Below are 20,189 nucleotides of genomic sequence, written 5' to 3'. Positions count from 1 at the left end.
CTCATGGCTTGGCCGTGGTCACGCGGCTGCCGTCGCTGATCTGGTCGCCGGGCGACAGCACCACCACGTCGCCCGGCTTGACGCCCTGCACGGCCACCAGTTCGCCCAGCTTGGCGCCGGTCTTGACCGTCATCTCGTGCGCCTTGCCGTCCCGGACCACATAGACCACCTGGCGGCCGTCGCGCGTGGCGATTGCCGCCGGCTGCACCGCGACCACCGGCTGGCGGTCCTGCGCGGTGGCCGCGCGCGACAGGAAGGCAATCTTGGCGCTCATGTCCGGCAGCACGCGCGCATCGCGGTCGACAAAGCGCACCTTGACCAGCACGGTGGCCTTGGAGCGGTCCACCGTCGGCACGATGCGCGAAACCTGTCCGGCCAGGCGCAGGCCGGGCAGGGCGTCGAGCAGCAGCTCGCAGGGCTGGTCGACGCGGATCCGGGCGATATTGGATTCGGCGACATCGGCCTCGACTTCCAGCGTTTCCATGTCGGCGATGGTGACGATCGCGCCCTTGGTGTCGGCCGCGGCGGAGAAGGGCGTGATGTTGTCGCCCACGTTGGCATGCTTGACCAGCACCACGCCGTCGAACGGCGCGCGCACCACGGTCTGCTCGACCGCCACCTCGGCCGCGCGCGCATTGGCCTGCGCCGACACCACCGACGCGCGCGAGCTGTTCACTGAGGCCCGCGCCTTGTCGAAGCGCGCCACGTCGGCATCGTACTGGGTGCGCGAGATCGCGTTCGGCACGATCAGGATCCTGGAACGGCGCAGGTTCACCTCCGCGTCCTTCAGCTCGGCCTGCTGCAGCGCCAGGTTGGCCTGCGCCACCTGCACCTGCGCCTGGGCCTGCGCGAACGACGCGGCCACGTCCTTGCTTTCCAGCCGCGCGATCACCTCGTCCTTCTTCACGCGCGAGCCTTCCAGCACGCCCAGCCATTCCAGCCGGCCCTGCGCCTTCGACGCAACCGCCGCCTTGCGCTGCGGCACGACATAGCCGGTCGCGTTCAGCATCGTGAAGTTCTGCGTGGGGTAGGCCGAGGTGACGGTGGCGGTCTGCACCGGCCGCGGGCTGGCCAGCCGGATGGCAATGCCGGCCAGCGCCAGCAGCACCAGCGCGATGGCCGCGTAGCGCAGCCATCGGCGCCGCGGGCGCAAATGCACGCCGGCCGCGGCGGCTTGCCGGTCGATCTTGAGCCTGGACAGGTCGTGGTCAGCCACTGCGCGCTTCCTTTTGCCGGAATGGGCGGGGCTGTCAGTATAGCGGTGATAAGGCGAGACTTCGTGGCGTGCGAGGCAGCCAACGACCACTTGATTGCTCCCTCTTCCGCGTGCGGGAGACGGGCGCAAAGCGGCAGCACAAATTGAGGCAGCCATCTAATGCTCGCCCTCCACCGCCAGCTTCAGCTTGCCCAGCGCAAACTCCCATTGCCGCCCGATCGCTTCCAGCGACCGGCGCGCGGCATCGAGCTGGCCGGGCTCGAATTGCCACAGGCGCTCGCGTCCGGCGCGGCTGTCGTGCACCAGCCCGGCCTGCGCCAGCACCTGCAGGTGCTTGGTCACAGCCTGCCGCGTCATGGCGCTGCCCGCGGTCAGCTGCGCGATCGACATCGCACCGCCGGCGCACAGCGCCGCCACCAGCCGCAGCCGCGTTTCGTCGCCAAGCGCCGCAAAGACCGCGGCGGATTGCCGCAGTTCAGGCGCTTCAGGCAGCGCCGGCGACATGCTTGCGGATATTGTCGACCTGCGCATCCCAGCCGCCGCTGTTGATACGGAACGCTTCCTGGCGGCGTTCCGGCGGGATCCGGTCAAAGCCGGACTCGACCACGGTGAGCATGGTGCCGCCTTCCACCTCGCGCAGCGTGAACTCCACCAGCGTGGCCGGCTCGTCCGAGTAGTCGCGCCCGCGCTCCAGCGGCGCCGGATGCCAGCGCCACGACAGCAGCCGTTCCGGCTCCATGCGTTCGACGTGGACGTCGAACTTCAGGTATTCGTAACCCGGATAGGTGATGCTGCCCACCACGCGCTGGCCAGGCGCGAAGGTGGCGCCGTCGAAGCGGACGCCGAACCAGCTGCCGAAGGTATCGGCATCGGTCAGCGCGTGCCAGACGCGCGCGACCGGGGCTTCGATCAGGATGCTGCGTTCGATGCGGTCGGTGTCGGAAGGCATGGGCGATCTCCTGGGGGGATTGATATGCAACTAAGTGGTTGCATATTAGGCGACGGGATCGGTTACCGCAAGCGATGTCGCAGGGATTCCGGACCCAATCCCCCGTTGTGCCGCACAGGCTTCACCGCCGTCCGGCGATGAAGCTCCTGTCGCCCGCTACACCCCGCGCCACACCGGCTTGCGCTTCTCCACGAAGGCCTTCAGTCCCTCCTTGCGATCTTCCGATTCGATCGCCACGGCGGCGATGGGCATCTGCTTCTCCCAGGCTTCTTCATCCGTCCAATTGGCGGACTGGAAGATGATTTCCTTGGCCGCCGCAAGACCCGTCGGGCCGTTGGCCATCAGCTTTTGTGCCAGGGCCAGTGCTTCGTCCAGCGCCTGCCCGGGCTCGACCACGCGGTTCACCAGCCCCAGCGGTGCGAAGAAAGATGGATCCTTCAGCTCGCCCGTCAGTGCGAGCTCCATGGCGATGTGGTAGGGGATGCGCCGCGGCAGCCGGAACAGCCCGCCGCCAATCGCTGCGAGGTTGTGGCGCACTTCCGGCAGGCCCATGCGCGCGTTCTTCGCGGCGACGATCAGGTCGCACGACAGGCACAGTTCCAGTCCACCGCCAACCGCTACGCCTTCGACCGCCGCGATCAATGGCTTGCGCGCGGGCCGTTTGAACACGCCGAAGCCGCCGCGCGGCGGGCGCTCGCGCAGTTCGCCGCGCGCCGCTGCTTTCAGGTCGGCACCGGCGGAGAAGTCGCCGCCGGCGCCGGTGACGATGCCGAGGAACAGGCTGGGATCGTTGTCCAGCTGGTCCATGGCCGCGTTCATCTGCAGCGCGGTCTGCCCGTCGCAGGCGTTCTTCACCTCCGGCCGGTTGATGGTGATGACCAGCACATGGCCATGGCGCTCGGTCAGGACGCGCGGCGTCTGGGTGTCAGTACGGGTATCTGACATGGCGTCTCCTTACAGGGCGAACGAGAAACCGCCGTTGACCGGATAGGTCTGGCCGGTGATCCAGCTGCTGGCATCCGAGGCGAGAAAGGTCACCATGTTGGCGACGTCGTTGGGCCGGCCCGGACGGCGGATCACGTATCTCTCCATGATCTTCTTGGTGCGCTCGGGGTCGGCCTTCAGCCGTGCTTCGATGGCCGGGGTCACCGTGGCCGAGATCGCGACGCAGTTCGCCGTGACGTGGTGGCGCCCCATGGCGCGCGCCACGCCGCGCATGAAGCCGGCCGCGCCGGCCTTGGCGCCGGAATACACCTCCAGGTTCGCTTCGCCCATGCGGCCCGCGTCGGAGATGATGGTGATGATGCGGCCCGACTGGCGCGCGATCATGTCCGGGATCGCGGCGGCGGTGCAGTGGATCACGCCGTAGAAGTTGACGCCGATAAAGCTGTTCCATGCATCGGGGCCGGTCTCCCAGAACGGCTTGCGCGCATCGGCGCTGGGCGTGGCGCCGGCATTGCCGGCGTTGTTGACCAGCACGTCGACACGGCCATAGGCCTCGCGTGCCGTGGCGAACATCGCCTGCACGCTTTCATGGCTGGTCACGTCCGCCTGCACGGCGATGGCGCGGCCGCCGGCGGCGCGCACTTCCTCGGCCACCGCTTCGGCGCGGTCTAGGAAGTAGTCGTTGACCACCACGCCTTCGGCATCGTGGGCGGCGGCATGCAGCGCGATCTGGCGCCCCACGCCTTGCCCGGCGCCGGTCACCAGCATCACGCGTTCGCTGAGGCTGAGCAGGTTGTTCATACGTTTTTCTCCTTGTCTTTCCAGAAGGGCGCGCGCAGGTCGCGCTTGAGCAGCTTGCCGACGGTATTGCGCGGCAGTTCGTCGACGATGCGGATATTGCGTGGGCGCTTGTACGAGGCGAGCTGGCCGACGCAGTGTTCGAGCAGCGCAGGTTCGTCCACGCTCAGCCCGGGCTTGATCTCGCAGAACGCCATCACGCTCTCGCCGAACTCTTCGTCCGGGATGCCGATGACCGCGGCGTCGGCGACGGCAGGGTGGGTTTGCAGCGCCGCCTCGATTTCGGCGGGATAGATGTTCACGCCGCCGGAAATGATCATGTCCTTGGCGCGGTCGCTGATGTAGAGGAAGCCTTCGTCGTCGAGCCGCCCCACGTCGCCGGTGCGGAAGAAGCCGCGCTCGTCGCGCGTGTCGGTGCCGAGCGCGGGGGCGTTCAGGTAGTTGCGGATCGCCACCGGCGTCCAGGCCCAGATCTCGCCGGACTGGCCCGCCGGCAGCACCTGGCCGTCGGCATCGCGGATCTCGATGCGCACGTGGCGGTAGGGGCGGCCGCTCGAGCCGGGCTTGCGACGCTGGTCGCCGGCCATCATGCGGCTGACCATGCCGGTCTCGGTCGAGCCGTAGCCTTCGTAAAGGCAGTCGCCGAGATGCGTGATGATCCATTGCTTGAGCGCATCCGACACCGGCGCCGCGCCGACCGTGATCGACCGCAGTGACGTGAGGTCGTGCTGTGCCACCGTGCCGGGCGGCAGCGCCGCCAGCCGCTTGAACATGGTCGGCACGCCGGTCCAGTGGCTCACACGGTAGCGCTGGATCGCGTCGAGCACGGCGAGCGGGTCGTAGCGCCGGATCATGACGGTGAGCGCGCCGGCCTTCTGCGCCGCCCAAATCTGCGAGGGGCCCGAGCCATGGTGCACGGGCATGGTCAGCAGGAAGCAGGCCTCGGCCGAGGTGGTGCGGTGGGCGCCGACATCCGCCAGATATTCGGTGACGATCGGGTCCGACATATCCGCGCTGCCGCGCATCAGTACCCCCTTGGGCAAGCCGGTGGTGCCGGAGGTGTAGATGATCAGGCCAGGCTGGCCCGCGGAGTATCGCGCGGGGGCAGGGGCGGCGACCAGATCGGCGTAATGGTCAAAGCCCGCCGCCGCGACGTCCAGCGACACCGCGGCCTTCAGCGGCTGGCCGTCGAACGCCGGCAGCAGCGCGGCCGGGTCGGCGTCGTCGCAGACGATGGCGTTGGCGCGGCTGTTGTTGAGGACGTAGCGCACCTCGGCGGGCGTGAGCCGCCAGTTCATGCCCAGCAGCGAGCAGCCGAGCTTGCCGCATGCCGCGGCGATGGCCATCCACTCGAGCCGGATCTGGGTGCGGACCACGACGATGTCGCCGCGGCCCAGCCCGCGCGCCGACAGGGCATGCGCGAGCCGGTTGGCCTGGTCGTCGAGCGCGGCCCAGCTCAGCGCGCGCTCGCCCTCGATGGCGGCGAGCGCATCGGGCCGCGCGCGCGCCCAGTGCTCGACGGTGCCGGGCTGCGGCGCCTGCGCGGTCTCTACGGAAGCTTGCATGTTGTCTCCTTGGGTCCCGGCGGGTCAGGACAGCAGGTGGCGGGCCAGCACGCGGTACTTGTGCAGTTCGGTCGGCCCTTCGTAGATGCGCGCCAGGCGCTGGTGGTTGTACCAATGCGCCAGCGGGTTATCGAGCGCGCAGCCGGCGGCGCCGTAGAGCTGGATGGCACGGTCGATGACGCGATCGACCATCTCGGTGCAGGTCATCTTGACCATGCCGGCTTCGACGCGTGTGTCCTCGCCGGCGTCGTGCCGCTCGGCGCTGCGGTAGACCAGCAGCCGGTTCTGCTGGATTTCCACCCACGAATCGACGATGGCCGACTGCGTCGCCTGCAGCGCGGCCAGCGGCTCGCCGAAGACCTTCCGCTCCTTGCTGTAGGCAATCATCATTTCGAGACAGCGCTGCGCGATGCCGAGCGCGCGCGCGGCCACATCGAAGCGCGCCGCCGACAACGCCTGCTGCGCCTGGCGGAAGCCGCCGCCCTCGCTGCTCACCAGCGCATGCGCCGGCACCCGGCAGTCGTCGAAGATCAGCTCATGCGTGACGAAGCCGCCGAGCATGGGAATCTCGCGCCGGACCATGCCGGGGTTGCCGGTCTCCACTGCGAACATCGAGATGCCGCCGGCGCGCTTTGCCTTGTCGGTGCGCGCCACCACGAAGACCACGTCGGCGTCGGCGACATTGCTGATGAACACCTTGGTGCCGTTGAGCACCCAGCCGCCGCCATCCCCGTCCTGGTCTCCGTCTCCCTGGCGGCGGGCAAAGGTCTGGATGGCGCCGGCAGGGTCGGCGCCGCCGCCGGGCTCGGTCTGGGCAAAGGCCAGCACCTTGGTGTCGTTGAGAAAGGGCTCCAGGTAGCGTTCGCGCTGTTCGCCCTGCAGGCCGTAGAGGTTGGGCAGGGCCCGGCCGCCGAAGCGCAGCGGCGTCAGGCAGCGGAAATTCTCTTCGGTGATGGCCAGCAGCGTAACCAGCGGCAAGCCGGCGCCGCCCAGGTCTTGCGGCACGCCAAGCCGCCACAGTCCGGCCTCCCGGGCCGCGCGCCGCCCAGGCGCGTAGTCGGCGCGCGTGAGTTTTTCGCCCCGGAGGACGCGCGCCTCCAGTGGCATCTGGAAATCGTCGACCAGCCGCCGGACCAGCTCCCGGATGGCGCGCGTCTCCTCGCTGAATGCATACATCGTGGTTCGCTCCTTGTTGGACGGCGTGCTGATATCCCAGCGCGCTAACTTATTAGATAGTGGACTAAGAAATTATGTAAACCTTGGGATAAACCCTAGTCTAGTGCCGTTGAAAGCGGTCGGGATAGGTAAATACCCGTGAATTCACGCGTTTTCTTGATTGGATACTTGCAACGAATCTAATAAGTTACGAGACTTAAAAAACGCCATCACTCTCCATCACGGATGACCGTTCCATGACCGCCCTGCTGAAACCCCAGCTCTACGCCCTGTCGCCTGACGGCGAGCCCGTGCTGCACGGCGCCCGCTGCCGTTGCGGCCATGTGTTCTTTCCCATGCAGGCCTACGGCTGCGAGGCTTGTGGCGCGACCGGGGATGCGCTGACGCCGACGCTGCTGGCGGGCCGAGGCCGGCTGGTGGCCTCGGCGCGGGTCATGCTGCATGCGCGCAAGGACCGCGAGCCGCCGTTCACGGTGGTCACCGTCAGGCTCGACGACGGCCCGGTGCTGCGCACGCTGCTCGACGGCAACCCCGATGTGCCACTGCGCGCGGACCAGCCGCTCTACGCCACGCTTGCCGAGGTCGCCGGTGCTGATGGCGCCGCGCTCGACCTGCGCTTCACCACGCAGCGCTGATTTCCGCCTCACTGCACGATTCCGATATCCCGAGTTCCCGAACGCCATGCAACGCACCCTCAACGACATGCGCCCGGTCTACGTGATCGGCGCTGGCTGGCACCGTTACCAGCCGCTCAGTGAAGACAGCTACGCCACGCTCGGACTTGCCGCCGTGCGCGGCGCGCTGGCCGACGCCGGCATCGAATGGGCGGCGGTGGAGTCCGCCTACTTCGCCAAGGCGCTGCTGCCGATGGCGCCCGGCCGGCCGATGCTGCGCCACCTCGGCGCCACCGGCATTCCGGTCATGCACGTCGAAAACGCGTCGGCCTCGGGCTCGGCCGCGTTTCGCCAGGCGTGCATGGAAGTGGCCAGCGGCATGTGCGAGGTGGCGCTCGCCGTTGGGGTCGACAAGCCCGCGCCGGTGACGCGCGGCGAAGCGGCCATGGGCATTCCGCAACTGGCCGAGGACGCCATCGTTCCTTTTACGCACTTCGCGCTGCTGGCCGACCAGTACGCCCAGCGCCACGGCGTGGACCAGCAGGACTTCGCCCGTGTCGCCGTGAAGAACCATGGCAACGGCGCGCGCAATCCCAACGCGCATCGGCAGCAGGCCCGTTCACTGGAAGAGGTGCTGGGCGGCCGCCCGGTATCCGGCAGCCTGACCACGCTGCAGTGCTGCCCGGTGGGCGAGGGCGCGGCGGCGGTGATCGTCGCCTCCGAAGCGGCCATCCGCCGCCTCGGCGTGGACGGCGGCAAGCCGGTGCGGGTGACGGCATCCGCGGCGCGCAGCCAGCGGCTGTATGAGGACGCCACCCGCTTCGATGCCAACCTGACCGAGGAAACCACGCGTCTCGCCCTGCAGCAGGCCGGACTGCGTCCGGAACAGATCGATGTGCTCGAACTGCACGACGCCTTCACCGTGGAGGAAGTCGAATATGTCGAGGCCATGGGCTTGTGCGGCCCCGGCCGCGCCGTGCCGCTGCTCAGGGAAGGCGCGTGGGACATCGGTGGCCGCTGCGCGGTGAATCCCTCGGGCGGCCTGATTGCCATGGGCCATCCCATCGGCCCGACCGGCATCGGCCAGGTCGGCGAGATCGCGCTGCAGCTGCGCGGCGAGGCCGGCGCACGCCAGCATCCCGGCGCGCGCGTGGGCCTGGCGCACATGGTGGGCGTGGGCGCGGTGTGCTACGTGCACACGCTCCAGCGCGACTGAACAGGCGTTGCAGCGGACAGCGACGTAACAGGACGCATCGAGGGACGGCAAGCCGCGCGCCGACGTGGCACCGGGCAACGGCAGGCACAGACCCGCCGGCTTACAACAGAGGAGACGACATGCGTTGGACAAGATGCGCGCGCCGGGTACAGGCGCGTGCCGGTATCGCGCTGTTGGCGGCGCTCACCGGGTTTGGCGGACTGGCGACAGCGCTGCCCGCGGAAAGCTCCGCCCCGCGCCGCGGCGGCACGCTGACCGTCGGGCTGGCACAGGACCCGGCCGTGGTCGACCCGATCCGTACCGGCACCTTCACCGAGCGGCAGTTGTCGACGCCGGTCTATGAATCGCTGTTCGATATCGACACCCAGGGCCGGGCCGTGCCGTGGCTGGCAGAGAGCTATACCGTGTCGACCGACGGCCTGCGCTACCGCATCCGCCTGCGCCAGGGCATCCGTTTCCACGATGGCACGCCATTCGACGCCGAGGCGGTGGTGGCGAACCTGCGGCGCACGCGTGACCCGGCCAACCGCTGCCGTTGCCTGAGCAGCATGCGCGAGATCCGCGAGGTGCGTGCGCTCGACCCGTCGACTGTGGAATTCGTGCTGAGCGAACCCAATGCCGCACTGCCGACGGTGCTGGCCGATGCCCCGGGCATCATGGTCTCGCCCAAGGCCTTCAAGGCCGACCCGGCCGGCATCGGCACGCGCCCGGTTGGCACCGGCCCGTTCCGCTTTGTCGAATGGGTGCGCAACAGCCGCTTCGTGGTGGCGCGCAATCCGGACTACTGGCGCCCGGGCGAGCCTTATCTCGATCGTGTCGTGTTCCGCGGCATGCAGAATCCGGAGACGCGGGAATCGGCATTCCTGTCGGGACAGACCGACATGATCCTGCAGCCCACCACGCGCTTCATCTACACCATCCGCGCCGACAAGCGCGTGGCGCTGTACTACCCTGACGGCTTCGGCACCGAGGGCATTTACTTCAACTTCAACCAGCCGCCGCTGGATGACCTGCGCGTGCGCAAGGCGGTGGCCCACGCCATCGATCGCCCGCTGCTGGCGCGCACGCTCGGCTTCGGCGTGCCCAGCCTGGCTTACAGCCCCTTCGGCAAGGGCGTGGCCGGCATCACCCAGCCGACCGAGGTCTACCCGAAGTACGACCTGGCGCGGGCCCGGGCGCTGCTGGCCGACTACGGCAAGCCGGTGTCGTTCACGCTGCAGTTCAACAACAGCCCCGACACCCGCAACCTGGCGCAGGCGCTGCAGCAGATGTGGGAGGAGGCCGGCATCAAGGCGGAGCTGGTGCCGTTCGACCAGAATCGGCTGGTGCAGAACATGACCTCGCATCAGTTCGAGGCGAGCATCTTCCGCTTCACCGGCCGGGCCGACCCGCATTCCAATGCCTTTATCTTCTTCCACTCACGCTTCGCGCCGGTCAAGCCGAGCAGCAACTACGGCGGCTACCGCAACGCCCGCGTCGACCGCCTGCTGGAGGACGGCATGCGCACCAGCGACCCGGCGCGCCGCGCCGCGATCTACAGCGACTTCGCCCGCGTGCTGGCCACCGAGGTCATGCCCTACGCCTTTCTCTACAACGTGAGCGACACCATCGCCGCGCGCAAGACCGTGCACGGCATCACCGTGGTGCCGGACGGCCTGGTGCGTTTCGGCGGCATCTGGCGCGAAACGGGAGGCCATGCACGATGAAACTCAAACGCTTGCTGACCGGCGCACTGACGGTGGCGGCCACCCTGGTTGCCGTGTCCATGGTGAGCTTCCTCCTGGTGGCGCTGCTGCCGGGCGATATCGCCCTGATCATCCTGGGCGACGCCGCCACGCCCGAGCGCGTCGCCGCACTGCGGCTGGAGCTGGGGCTGGACCGGCCGCTGCCGCTGCGCTACCTGAGCTGGCTGTGGGACGTGCTGCACGGCGACCTCGGCCACGCCATCCATTCCGGCGAGGCGACACTCGACGTGATCCTGTCGCGCCTGCCGGTAACGATCGAGCTGGTGCTGCTGACGCAGGTGGTCGCGCTCGGGCTGGCGGTGCCGCTGGGCATCCTCAGCGCCTACCGCCGCGGCAGCAAGCTGGACCATGGCGTGCTGGCCGGCTGCCTGGCGCTGTTGTCGACGCCGGCCTTCGTGCTGGCGCTGGGGCTGGTCTACGTGCTGGCGCTGCGGCTGCAATGGCTGCCGGCCACCGGCTACGTCAGCCTGTCGGAAAGCATCACCGGCAACCTCGAGAGCATGGTGATGCCGGTGCTGTCGCTGGCCCTGATCGAAGTGCCGGTGTACCTGCGCCTGCTGCGCAGCGAGATGGTCGGCACGCTGCAGCAGAACTACATCGCGCTGGCGCGCGGCATGGGCCTGCCCACCTGGCGCATCCTGTTCGAGAACGCGCTGCGGCCGTCGTCGCTCAACCTGATCACCGTGGTCGGCGTGAACATGGGCCGGCTGATGGGCGGTGCCATCGTCATCGAGACGCTGTTCGCGCTGCCCGGGGTAGGACAGTTGCTGGTGGAGTCGATCTACCAGCAGGAGTACCTGATGACGCAGGGCATCGTGCTCTTCGTCGCGATCCTGTTCATTCTCGTCAACCTGCTGACGGACCTGGCCTACGCCCTGGTCGATCCCCGTCTGCTTCGCGATGCCGAAGGCTGACCATGCGACTATCCCCGAAGCTCTACCTGTTCTCGGTGGCCTGGCTGGTGCTGGTGGCCGGCGCCACGCTGCTGGCCGACTGGCTGCCGCTGCGCGACCCGATGCGCCTGCACCTGGCCGACATGCTGGCCCCGCCCGACGCCACCCGCTGGTTCGGCGCCGACTCGCTCGGCCGCGACGTGCTGGCGCGCACGCTGTACGGCTTCCGCATCACCGCGGTGGTCAGCCTGGGCTCGGTGACGCTGGCGCTGCTGGTCGGCGGCACGCTGGGCGTCTGCGCGGGCTATTTCCGCGGCTGGGTCGAGCGCGCCATCCTGATGCTGTCGAACGTGATGCTGGCGTTTCCGCCGCTGGTGCTGGTGATTGCCATGGTGGCCTATCCCGGGCCGCCGCTGGTGAAGGTGGTGGTGGCGCTCGGCATCGTGTTCGTGCCGGCGGTGATCCGCATCGCGCGCGCCAACACGCTGCGGCTTGGCGAGCAGCAGTTCGTCACCGCCGCGCGCGCGGCCGGCATGGGACACGCCCGGCTGATCGTGCGCGAGCTGCTGCCCAACCTGGTGCCGGCGCTGCTGGCCTACAGCCTGCTGCTGGTTGCGATCGGCGCGCTGGCCGAGGCCGCGCTCAGCTTTCTCGGGCTGGGCGTGCCGCCGCCAGCACCGTCGCTGGGCTCGATGATGGCGAGCGAGCAGTCGCGCGTGGTGGAAGGGCCGCATGCGGTGTTCTTCCCGGCCGGCATGCTGTTCCTGACGATTTTCGCCCTGAACCAGGTGGGCGAAGAACTCCAGCGCCGTCTCGACGGCAGGGCGAGGGCCGCATGATGACATCCGTCGCATCTCACACTACGTCCGCCGGCCAGCCGCTGCTCGCGGTCACCGACCTCAGGACGGAATTCGTGCTGCCGCAAGGCCTGCTGCGCGCCGTCGACGGGGTCTCGTTCACGCTCGAGGCCGGCAAGACCCTCGGCGTGGTCGGCGAATCGGGCTCGGGCAAGTCGGTGCTGGCGCGCAGCCTGATCGGCCTGCTGCCCGCGGGCGTGGCCCGCACCCCCGCCGGGCGCATCGATTTCAACGGGCGCGACCTGCGCCAGCTCGGCGAGCGCGACATGCGCGGCGTGCGCGGCAAGGAGATCGCCATGATCTTCCAGGACCCGCTCACCTCGCTCAACCCGGTGCTGACCATCGGCCGCCAGCTCGAGCAGGTGCTGCGCCAGCACACCGACCTGTCGGCGCGCGCCGCGCGCGAGCGGGCGGTGGAACTGCTGGCGGACGTCGGCATTGCCGATCCGCGCCAGCGTGCCGGCGAGTACGCGCACCGCCTGTCGGGCGGCATGCGCCAGCGCGTGGTGATCGCGATCGCGCTGGCCTGCACCCCGCGCCTGTTGATCGCCGACGAGCCCACCACCGCGCTCGATGTCACCGTGCAGGCGCAGATCCTGGACCTGCTGCGCCGCCTGCAGAAGCGCCACGCCATGGCGATGCTGCTGATCACGCACAACTTTGGCGTGGTCGCCGAAATGTGCGACGACGTCGCCGTGATGTACGCCGGCCGCATGGTGGAGCAGGGCAGCGTCGCCGACGTGCTGCAGCGCCCGCGCATGCGCTATACGCACGCGCTGCTGCAGTCGGTGCCGCGCGCCGACGCCGAACCGCATGCGCGCCTGCCGGCCATCCCGGGCCAGCCGCCTGACCTGAGCGCGCCGCCGGCCGGCTGCCGCTTTGCGCCGCGCTGCGCTGCCCGCGCCGGGCAATGCGACAGCGCCGTCCCGGCCGCCATGCCCGCCGGCGGTGGCCATTTCTATGCCTGTTGGCATCCTGTGCAGGAGAACCTGACGTGACCGCCCGACTTCCTACCCCGGTGCAGGACACCGCCACGCTGCTGCGCGCCCGCAACCTGGTGCAGACCTACCATGCCAGGGGCGGCCGCCGCGTGCAGGCGCTCTCCGATGTCTCCTTCGACCTGCGCCGCGGCGAAACGCTCGGCGTGGTGGGCGAGTCCGGCTCTGGCAAATCGACGCTGGCGCGCGCGCTGATGGCGTTGCCGGCGCCGCAGTCCGGCTCGGTCGATTTCGACGGCGTGCCGCTGGCCCAGGCACGCGGCGCCGCCTTGCGCGCGCTGCGGCGGCGCATGCAGATGGTGTTCCAGGACCCGATGTCCTCGCTCAACCCCGGCCAGCGCATCCTCGACATCGTGCAGATGCCGCTGGTGGTGGCGGGCGAGGGCAGCGCCGCCGAGCGCCGCGCCCGCGCCGCGCAGGCGCTCTCGGACGTGGGGCTGGACGCCAGCGTGGTCGGCAAGCGCCGGCCGTGGGAGCTGTCCGGCGGCCAGTGCCAGCGCGTCAGCATCGCGCGCGCGCTGGTGCTGCGCCCGCAGCTGCTGGTATGCGATGAACCGGTCTCGGCGCTCGATGTCTCGGTCCAGGCGCAGGTGCTGAACCTGCTGGAAGACGCCAAGGCGGCCCATGGCCTGACCCTGCTGTTTATCTCGCATGACCTGGGCGTGGTGCGCAGCGTCAGCGACCGGGTCATGGTGATGTATCTTGGCAAGGTGTGCGAACTGGCGCCGGCGGGCTCGCTTTACCGCGCGCCGCGCCATCCGTACACTGCCACGCTGCTGGCCTCGGTGCCGTCGCCGGACCCTGCCCGCCGCCTGCTGCGGCCGGCGCTGGCCCACGGCGAGACGCCGTCGCCGCTGGACGTGCCGTCCGGCTGCCGCTTCCGCACGCGCTGCGCCCGCGCCAGCGAGCGCTGCGCGCGCGAGGCCCCCGCGCTGCAGGCCTGCGCGGACGCGCCCGGGCACGCCGTTGCCTGTCATCACCCGCTGCCGTTGTCATGACCCCGGGCAGCGCCGCAAGTCATTCAGAGAGTCGCCATGAGTTTGCAGTCCGAGTCCGCCGCACCCGCCGCCGATGCCGAAAGCAAGACCAACGCCGAGCTGCGCGAGGCCGCCATCAGCCGGATGATCAACGTCGCGATCCAGCTGATCGCCAGGAACGGCGCGTCGCGGCTGTCGCTGGTGGACGTGGGACGCGAGGCCGGCTACAGCCACTCGCTGCCCAATTACTACTTCAAGAGCAAGACGCGGCTGCTGTTGCAGGTCTACCAGTTCATCGTCGACCGGTTCCGGCGCCGCTTCGCGCAGTGGTCGCGCGAGCACAGTCCGGTCCGCGTGCGGCCGGGGCTGACCAACCTCGAGGCCACCGTGCGCGCCTATGTCGGCATGGCCGGCGCGGACCCGGTGCCGTCGCGGGCGCTGCACATCCTGTGGGGGGAATCGTTCTCGTCGATGCCCGAGCTGCAGCAGATGGCGCGGCCCATCAATGCCGAGAGTGTCGCGGCGTTCGCCGCGCAGGTGCGCATCGGCATCGCGCGCGGCGAGATCGCCAGCGACGTCGATCCGGAGATGTTCGGTCTGATCCTGCTGGGCACGCTGCGCGGCGTGACGGCGCAGTCGCTGATCGACCCCGAACACGTGGACCTGCCCGCGCTGGGCGAAATGCTGATCCGCATCTTCCGGCAGGGCATCGCCGCGCCGGCGGCGCCTGCCGATGCCGCTGCCACGGATGCCCCGGATGCTGCCGCACCGGCACCGATGCCACCCGACTGAATCTCCTGGAATCCCTTGCCATGACCTTGCCCGCCTCACTCGCCAGCCGCCTGCGGCTGCCCCTGATCGCCGCGCCCATGCTGCGCGTTTCCGGTCCCGACCTGGTCTCGGCCGCCTGCCGCAGTGGTGTGATCGGATCCTTTCCCACCGTCAACGCGCGCTCGGCCGAGGAACTGGATGCATGGCTGACGCGGGTCGCCGCGGACTGCGCCGCAGTCCATGGCCCGACCGCGCCGGCCTGCCCGAACCTGATCATGCGCCGCAAGCCGGAGATGCTGGCCGAGGACGTGGCGGTACTGGTCAGGCACAAGGTCGAGATGGTGATCGCCAGCGTCGGCTCGCCGGCCGCGGTGGTCAAGCCGCTGCACGACGTCGGCTGCATGGTGCTGGCCGACGTGGCCACGCTGCGCCATGCCGAGAAGGCGCTGCAGGCGGGCGCCGACGGGCTGGTGCTGCTCACCGCCGGTGCCGGCGGCCAGACCGGCTGGCTCAATACCTTTGCCTTCGTGCGCGCGGTGCGCCAGATGTTCGACGGCCCGCTGGTGCTGTCCGGCGGCATTTCCGACGGCGCCGCGCTGTGGGCGGCGCGCGTGCTGGGCTGCGACCTCGGCTGCATGGGCACGCGCTTTATCGCCACGCCCGAGAGCATGGCCAGCGACGCGTATCGCCAGATGCTGGTCGACAGTTCGCTCGACGACGTCATGCTGACGCAGGCCTTCACCGGCCTGGACACCAATATGCTGCGCCCGTCAGTCGTTGCCGCCGGCCTCGATCCCAAGGCGCTGGCAGGCCCCATCACGCCGCAGCGGGCCGCGGAGCTGTATAGCGAGCACCACAACGGCGGGCGCGCGCCGCGCCGCTGGGTCGATGTCTGGAGCGCGGGCCATTCGGTGTCGGGAGTCGACGCGGTGCGGGACGTGGCCGGGCTGGTGGACGAGTTGTCGGCACAGTACAAGGCCGCGCAGCACGACACCAGTGACCTGCTGGCCGCGGCCTGACGCCATGGACACCCGCGCAATCGGCTCGGCGCCGGACCCCGTGCTCCAGACCCGGCTGACCACACTGCTGGGCATCCGCTATCCCATCCTGCTCGGCGGCATGCACCACCTCGGCACCTCCGGTGTGGTGGCCGCGGTGGTCAATGCCGGCGCCATGGGCTTCATCACGGCACGCTCGTTCGAATCGCTGGACGACTACCGCGCAGACCTGCGCCGCTGCCGCGCGCTGACCGGCGGGCGCCCGTTCGGCGTCAACCTGACGATTTCCCGGCGCGAGGGCTTCAACCGGCTGGTGCCGGACTGGATCCGCATCGCCTTCGAAGAGGGCGTGCGCCTGTTCGAGGGCGCCGGCAGTTCGCCCGAGGCGCTGGTCGGCCCCATCCATGACTGCGGCGGCATCCTGGTCCACAAGTGCCCGAGCGTGCGCCATGCGGTGACGGCGCAGCGGCTGGGCGTCGACGCGGTGGCGCTGGTCGGGCTGGAGGAGGGCGGCCATCCGGGCGCCAACCAGCTGTCGGCCTTCGTCAATGGCGCCTTTGCGCTGGAGCGGCTGGAGTTGCCGCTGGTGATCGGCGGCGGCATCGGCAGCGGCAGGCAGATCGCCGCTGCGCTGGCATTGGGAGCCGATGGCGTGGTGATGGGCAGCCGCTTCATGGTCGCCAGCGAAATCGCCGCGCACGATGCGCTGAAGCAACGCATCATCGCGTCGGACGAGCATTGCTCGACCACCATCCTCGGCAGTCTTGGCGATACCTGGCGCGTGCTCGCCAACGACAGCGCCCGCGCGGTGCAGCGCCTCGAGGCGCAAGGGGCGCGCAATCACGCGGCCTTCGGCGACCTGATCCTGTCGTCGCGCACACGGCAGCGTGTCTATCTGGACGGCGAGGTCGACGCGGGAATCGTGTCGCTCGGCCCGGCGGGGGGCTTCGCGGATGCGATCGAACCCGCCGGCCGGATCGTGGCGAGGCTGGTGGCCGATGCGCGCGCCGCCTGCGACGCGCTGGCCCACCGCAGGACTGCGTTGCCGGCGTAAGCCTGCGGCTGGGTCACAGATCCAGCACCAGCCGCTGTCCCCTGCAGCGCGACACGCACAGCATCATCGTCTTCTGCGCCGCCTTCTCCGCATCGGACAGGTACTGGTCACGATGGTCCGCTTCGCCCTCCAGGATGGCGGTCTCGCAGGAGCCGCAGATGCCCTCGCGGCACATGCAGTCCACCTTGATCCCGGCCTTCTCGATCGCGCGCAGCAGCGATTCGTCGGCGCCCACCTGCAGCGTCATCCCGCTCTTGTTCAGCACGGCCTCGAAGGCGCCGCCGGTGGCGTCGACCTCGTTGCGGAACTGCTCGAAGTGAATGCGGCCGGCGTCCCAGCCGGCGGCGCGCGCGGCGTTGACCACGGCGTCGTTGAGCGGGGCCGGGCCGCACACGTAGACGTGGGTGTCGTCCGGCTGTGCGGCGATCAGCGCGGCGATGTCGAGCAGGGTGCCGCTGTCGCTTTCATACAGGTGCAGCTGGCCCGGCTGCAAGGTGGCAGGCAGGACGTCGAGGAAGGCGGCGGACTGGGCGTTGCGGAAGCAGTAGTGCAGGTCGAAGTCGGCACCGCGCGCGGCCAGGGCCTGGATATGCGTCATGAATGGCGTGATGCCGATGCCGCCGGCGATCAGCAGGTGGCGGCCGGCGCCGTGGTCCAGGCTGAACAGGTTGCCGGGCGCGCCGATGCGCAGTTCGTCGCCTTCGCGCACCTGCTCGTGCATGAAGCGTGAGCCGCCACGCGAGGCTTCTTCCAGCCGCACGGCGATCTGGTAATGGCCGGGCTCGCCGAGCGTGCTGGTGAGCGAATAGGCGTTGCGCAGCCGGCCGCCGTCCATGTGGACGACGACGTGGCTGCCGCTGTCGAAGGCGGGCAGCGCGCCGCCGTCGCAAGGTTGCAGGGTGAAGCGCTTGATGCCGGCGGCCAGCGGCTCGACGCGGCCGACGCGAACGCGGAGCGTGTCAGTCATGGCGGTACCTCGGAATTCAGGGATTGCGGAAAACGCGGGAAAAGCGAGAAATGCGGGAGGGAAGGCGGACCGGCATGGCGCCGGCCCGCCCGGGGCGATCAGGTAATGACCGTCAGCCTGGCGGCAATCCACACCACCAGTCCGCCGACGACCAGCGCCACATAGGGCAGCATGCCGGCGCGCGCGTTGGGCAGTTCCATGTCGCGGCGCATCGACTCGGGGAAGCGGCCCTTGTCCTGGATGTAATGGCGGTAGATAAAGACCGGCACGATCAGCAGCGCGGCGATCAGGCCGTTGCGCAGCGTGTGTTCGCCCTGGAAGTTGGCGCCGGCGCCGACGAAGGCCAGGTCGAAGAAGCCCAGGAACGCGCCCAGCGCCAGCAGCCAGTTCTTGCACTTGTACGGGCGCGGCCAGTCGGGACGGTCCATGCGGTGGATCCAGCCCGACTGCAGGTTCAGGAACACGAAGATCATGTAGCAGACGTTGGAGATCGACAGCACTGCCATGTAGTTCGACATCAGCAGCAGGAACAGGTTGAACAGCAAGTCCGTCCACATCGCGCGCGTGGGCGAGCCGTGCTCGTTCACGTGCGAGAGGTAGCGCGGCAGCCAGCCGTCGACCGAGGCCTGGTACAGCGTGCGCGACGAACCCATCATCGAGGTCATCACGATCAGCAGGATCGCCAGCACCAGCATCACCACGATCACGTTGAACACCACCGCGCCGCCGCCGACGAACCTGGCCATTGCCGCGCCCACGCCGGAGCCGTCGATGATGTCGGGCGCCAGCATGCCCTGCAGCCCGAGCGAGCCCTGGAAGGCGATCGGCACCGCGATGAACATGAACAGGCACAGCACGCCGGACCAGAAGATCGCCTTGAAGGTGTCCTTCTGCGGGTCCTTGAACTCGCGGGTGTAGCACACCGCGGTCTCGAAGCCGAAGGTCGACCAGCACGCCAGGAACATCGCGCCCATCGCCGTGCTGATGCCGGCGGCGTTCCAGCCGCCCAGCACCGCGGCACCCGAAGCGTCATGCGTCAGCGGCAGCAACGGAAAGAAGCTGGTCGAAGGCATGTCGCCGGTGAACAGCGGCACCAGCGCGATCACCACCAGCGGCGTCAGCGAAGCGATGCCCAGGATGCGCTGCGTGGTCGCGGCGGCGGAAGCGCCGCTGTGCTGCAGCTTGAAGGTGATCAGCAGGAACGCGGTGGCGAGCAGGAAGGTGGAATTCACCCTCAGCGTCAGGCCCTTGCTGACGAAGCCCAGGTCCACCAGCGTCAGCTGCCAGGTGTTGATGACGGAATCGGCCGGGAACAGCGCGCTCAGCATATAGCCGGCCGCCAGGCTGGTGCCGAGCGCGAGCATCGGCGACCACGCCACCCAGTTGCACCAGACCGAGACCGGTGCGACGAACTTGCTGTAGCGGACCCAGCCCATCGCGCCATACACCGACGCGCCGCCCGACTTGTGCGGATACAGGCCGGAGATCTCGGCGTAGACGAAGCACTGGGCAAAGCCGACCAGGATGGCGAGGATCCAGATCACCCAGGCCGGGTTGCCAATGGTGGCGGACACGCCGCCGATGGTGAAGAGCACGCCCGCCGGCACGCCGCTGGTGACCCAGAAGGCGTCCTTCCAGGTCAGGCTGCGCTGCAGTTCGTGCGATGCGGTGGGTTGCTGGGTTTGCTGCTGGGGTTGCTGCGCGGGGGCGAGCGGCGCCTGCGCGCCGATCGACAGCACGTCTTTCTGTGAATACACGATGTCTCCTTGCTTCCCGGGTCGCCGTGTTGCGGGAGCTAGGCTCCGTCACGGTCTGCCGTCTGCGGTCTGGGTGGGTACGTTGCGGTACTGCCTGCCGGGGTTACGACGGTCGGGAATGTCTGGCGGGGATTCTGGGGGCGTTTCTCATGGTTGTCTCCTGTTGTCATCCCGGGTTGCCAGTTGCCCGATTCGCAGGGTGCCTGGCATTCCGGGCTGTTGATTTACCCAAAGTAAATTAGATTACCTAGGGTGTTTTGGTGAGTATAGGAAGGGCACGGCACCAAGGCAACGGAAGTTTTGTATCGCGTTGCCGGGTGTCCGGCCGTCCCTTTTGCTACTGCTGCACGGGCTGGCCGGGGCGCGGACCGCCCAGCGTTTCCACCATCGCGCGTCCGGAGCGTCCGGCCCGGCGATTGCGCCACCAGCCCAGCAAGGTCAGCACCAGCCAGAAGCACTGGGTCAGGAACGACGCCAGGTTGAAGGCGCCGGCCAGCGAGATCAGGATGCAGCTCGGCCCGATCACGTTGAGGACGACGGCCAGCCGGCCGGTCGGGGATTTGTGCAGGACCTGCACGGCGAAGTGCGCGGCAACGTAGGCGGCAACGCCGACAAGACCGGTCGCGTCGGTAAGACCCAGGGAGGCCATGGTGGTTTGCTTCGTAAGGCAGTGGTACAGCGGTGGATAAGCGC

General features: G+C 69.0%; 20 protein-coding genes. 10 read left to right on the top strand and 10 right to left on the bottom strand.

What is annotated here, in order from left to right:
• Window position 1 precedes the first annotated feature (1 nt).
• The 7 genes from CBM2588_RS28150 to CBM2588_RS28120 form a co-directional block, all read right to left on the bottom strand.
• Window positions 2-1,216 carry an efflux RND transporter periplasmic adaptor subunit gene (locus CBM2588_RS28150; protein WP_115683517.1) on the bottom strand — a complete coding sequence of 405 codons (1,215 nt, stop codon included), beginning with the start codon at window positions 1,214-1,216 and terminating at the stop codon, window positions 2-4.
• A 156-nt stretch (window positions 1,217-1,372) separates the two neighbouring features.
• A complete protein-coding gene (locus CBM2588_RS28145) occupies window positions 1,373-1,720 on the bottom strand; it encodes an ArsR/SmtB family transcription factor (protein ID WP_115683516.1) in 348 nt (115 codons plus the stop codon).
• Complete coding sequence (locus CBM2588_RS28140; RefSeq protein ID WP_115683515.1) at window positions 1,701-2,165, bottom strand: SRPBCC family protein; 465 nt, start codon at window positions 2,163-2,165, stop codon at window positions 1,701-1,703. Before CBM2588_RS28140 ends, CBM2588_RS28145 begins: the two co-directional genes overlap by 20 nt.
• A gap of 156 nt (window positions 2,166-2,321) precedes the next feature.
• A complete protein-coding gene (locus CBM2588_RS28135; protein ID WP_115683514.1) occupies window positions 2,322-3,110 on the bottom strand; it encodes a crotonase/enoyl-CoA hydratase family protein in 789 nt (262 codons plus the stop codon).
• A gap of 9 nt (window positions 3,111-3,119) precedes the next feature.
• Entirely contained in the window at window positions 3,120-3,911 is a 792-nt protein-coding gene (locus tag CBM2588_RS28130; protein WP_115683513.1) for an SDR family NAD(P)-dependent oxidoreductase, read from the bottom strand.
• On the bottom strand, window positions 3,908-5,473 hold the full coding sequence (locus CBM2588_RS28125; RefSeq protein ID WP_115683512.1) for a class I adenylate-forming enzyme family protein: 1,566 nt from the start codon (window positions 5,471-5,473) through the stop codon (window positions 3,908-3,910). Before CBM2588_RS28125 ends, CBM2588_RS28130 begins: the two co-directional genes overlap by 4 nt.
• Before the next feature lie 24 nt (window positions 5,474-5,497).
• Entirely contained in the window at window positions 5,498-6,649 is a 1,152-nt protein-coding gene (locus CBM2588_RS28120; protein WP_115683511.1) for an acyl-CoA dehydrogenase family protein, read from the bottom strand.
• Between the two features lie 236 nt (window positions 6,650-6,885).
• Between CBM2588_RS28120 and CBM2588_RS28115 the strand changes: the two genes are divergently transcribed.
• The 10 genes from CBM2588_RS28115 (at window position 6,886) to CBM2588_RS28070 (ending at window position 16,772) form a co-directional block, all read left to right on the top strand.
• Window positions 6,886-7,284: a Zn-ribbon domain-containing OB-fold protein gene (locus CBM2588_RS28115; protein WP_115683510.1), complete on the top strand. Its 399-nt coding sequence runs from the start codon at window positions 6,886-6,888 to the stop codon at window positions 7,282-7,284.
• A 46-nt stretch (window positions 7,285-7,330) separates the two neighbouring features.
• Window positions 7,331-8,479: a thiolase family protein gene (locus CBM2588_RS28110; protein WP_115683509.1), complete on the top strand. Its 1,149-nt coding sequence runs from the start codon at window positions 7,331-7,333 to the stop codon at window positions 8,477-8,479.
• A 119-nt stretch (window positions 8,480-8,598) separates the two neighbouring features.
• Entirely contained in the window at window positions 8,599-10,185 is a 1,587-nt protein-coding gene (locus tag CBM2588_RS28105) for an ABC transporter substrate-binding protein (protein ID WP_115683508.1), read from the top strand.
• On the top strand, window positions 10,182-11,138 hold the full coding sequence (locus CBM2588_RS28100; protein ID WP_115683507.1) for an ABC transporter permease: 957 nt from the start codon (window positions 10,182-10,184) through the stop codon (window positions 11,136-11,138). Before CBM2588_RS28105 ends, CBM2588_RS28100 begins: the two co-directional genes overlap by 4 nt.
• A 2-nt stretch (window positions 11,139-11,140) precedes the next feature.
• A complete protein-coding gene (locus CBM2588_RS28095) occupies window positions 11,141-11,956 on the top strand; it encodes an ABC transporter permease (protein WP_115683506.1) in 816 nt (271 codons plus the stop codon).
• Complete coding sequence (locus tag CBM2588_RS28090; RefSeq protein WP_231942304.1) at window positions 11,953-12,972, top strand: ABC transporter ATP-binding protein; 1,020 nt, start codon at window positions 11,953-11,955, stop codon at window positions 12,970-12,972. Before CBM2588_RS28095 ends, CBM2588_RS28090 begins: the two co-directional genes overlap by 4 nt.
• Window positions 12,969-13,970 carry an ABC transporter ATP-binding protein gene (locus CBM2588_RS28085; RefSeq protein WP_231942303.1) on the top strand — a complete coding sequence of 334 codons (1,002 nt, stop codon included), beginning with the start codon at window positions 12,969-12,971 and terminating at the stop codon, window positions 13,968-13,970. The genes CBM2588_RS28090 and CBM2588_RS28085 overlap by 4 nt, the downstream gene beginning before the upstream one ends.
• Window positions 13,971-14,006: 36 nt before the next feature.
• Window positions 14,007-14,741: a TetR/AcrR family transcriptional regulator gene (locus CBM2588_RS28080; protein WP_115683504.1), complete on the top strand. Its 735-nt coding sequence runs from the start codon at window positions 14,007-14,009 to the stop codon at window positions 14,739-14,741.
• Between the two features lie 20 nt (window positions 14,742-14,761).
• Window positions 14,762-15,739, top strand: a complete 978-nt coding sequence (locus tag CBM2588_RS28075) for an NAD(P)H-dependent flavin oxidoreductase (protein ID WP_197717977.1) — start codon at window positions 14,762-14,764, stop codon at window positions 15,737-15,739.
• A gap of 4 nt (window positions 15,740-15,743) precedes the next feature.
• Entirely contained in the window at window positions 15,744-16,772 is a 1,029-nt protein-coding gene (locus CBM2588_RS28070; protein ID WP_115683768.1) for an NAD(P)H-dependent flavin oxidoreductase, read from the top strand.
• Window positions 16,773-16,785: 13 nt separating this feature from the next.
• Here CBM2588_RS28070 and CBM2588_RS28065 read toward each other — a convergent pair whose 3' ends face one another.
• The 3 genes from CBM2588_RS28065 to CBM2588_RS28055 all read right to left on the bottom strand — a co-directional run bounded on the left by CBM2588_RS28065 (window position 16,786) and on the right by CBM2588_RS28055 (window position 20,145).
• Window positions 16,786-17,739 (bottom strand): PDR/VanB family oxidoreductase, encoded by a 954-nt coding sequence (locus CBM2588_RS28065; protein ID WP_115683503.1) that lies wholly within the window; start codon window positions 17,737-17,739, stop codon window positions 16,786-16,788.
• Between the two features lie 98 nt (window positions 17,740-17,837).
• Window positions 17,838-19,496, bottom strand: coding sequence for an APC family permease (locus tag CBM2588_RS28060; RefSeq protein ID WP_115683502.1), 1,659 nt, complete (start codon window positions 19,494-19,496; stop codon window positions 17,838-17,840).
• 337 nt (window positions 19,497-19,833) lie between these two features.
• A complete protein-coding gene (locus tag CBM2588_RS28055; RefSeq protein WP_115683501.1) occupies window positions 19,834-20,145 on the bottom strand; it encodes a CBU_0592 family membrane protein in 312 nt (103 codons plus the stop codon).
• Window positions 20,146-20,189: the final 44 nt, after the last annotated feature.

The organism is Cupriavidus taiwanensis, assembly GCF_900250075.1.
Taxonomy (GTDB): Bacteria; Pseudomonadota; Gammaproteobacteria; order Burkholderiales; family Burkholderiaceae; genus Cupriavidus; species Cupriavidus taiwanensis_C.
The sequence above is the reverse complement of the archived record's forward strand: the minus strand, read 5'-3'. Positions and strand labels throughout refer to the sequence as shown.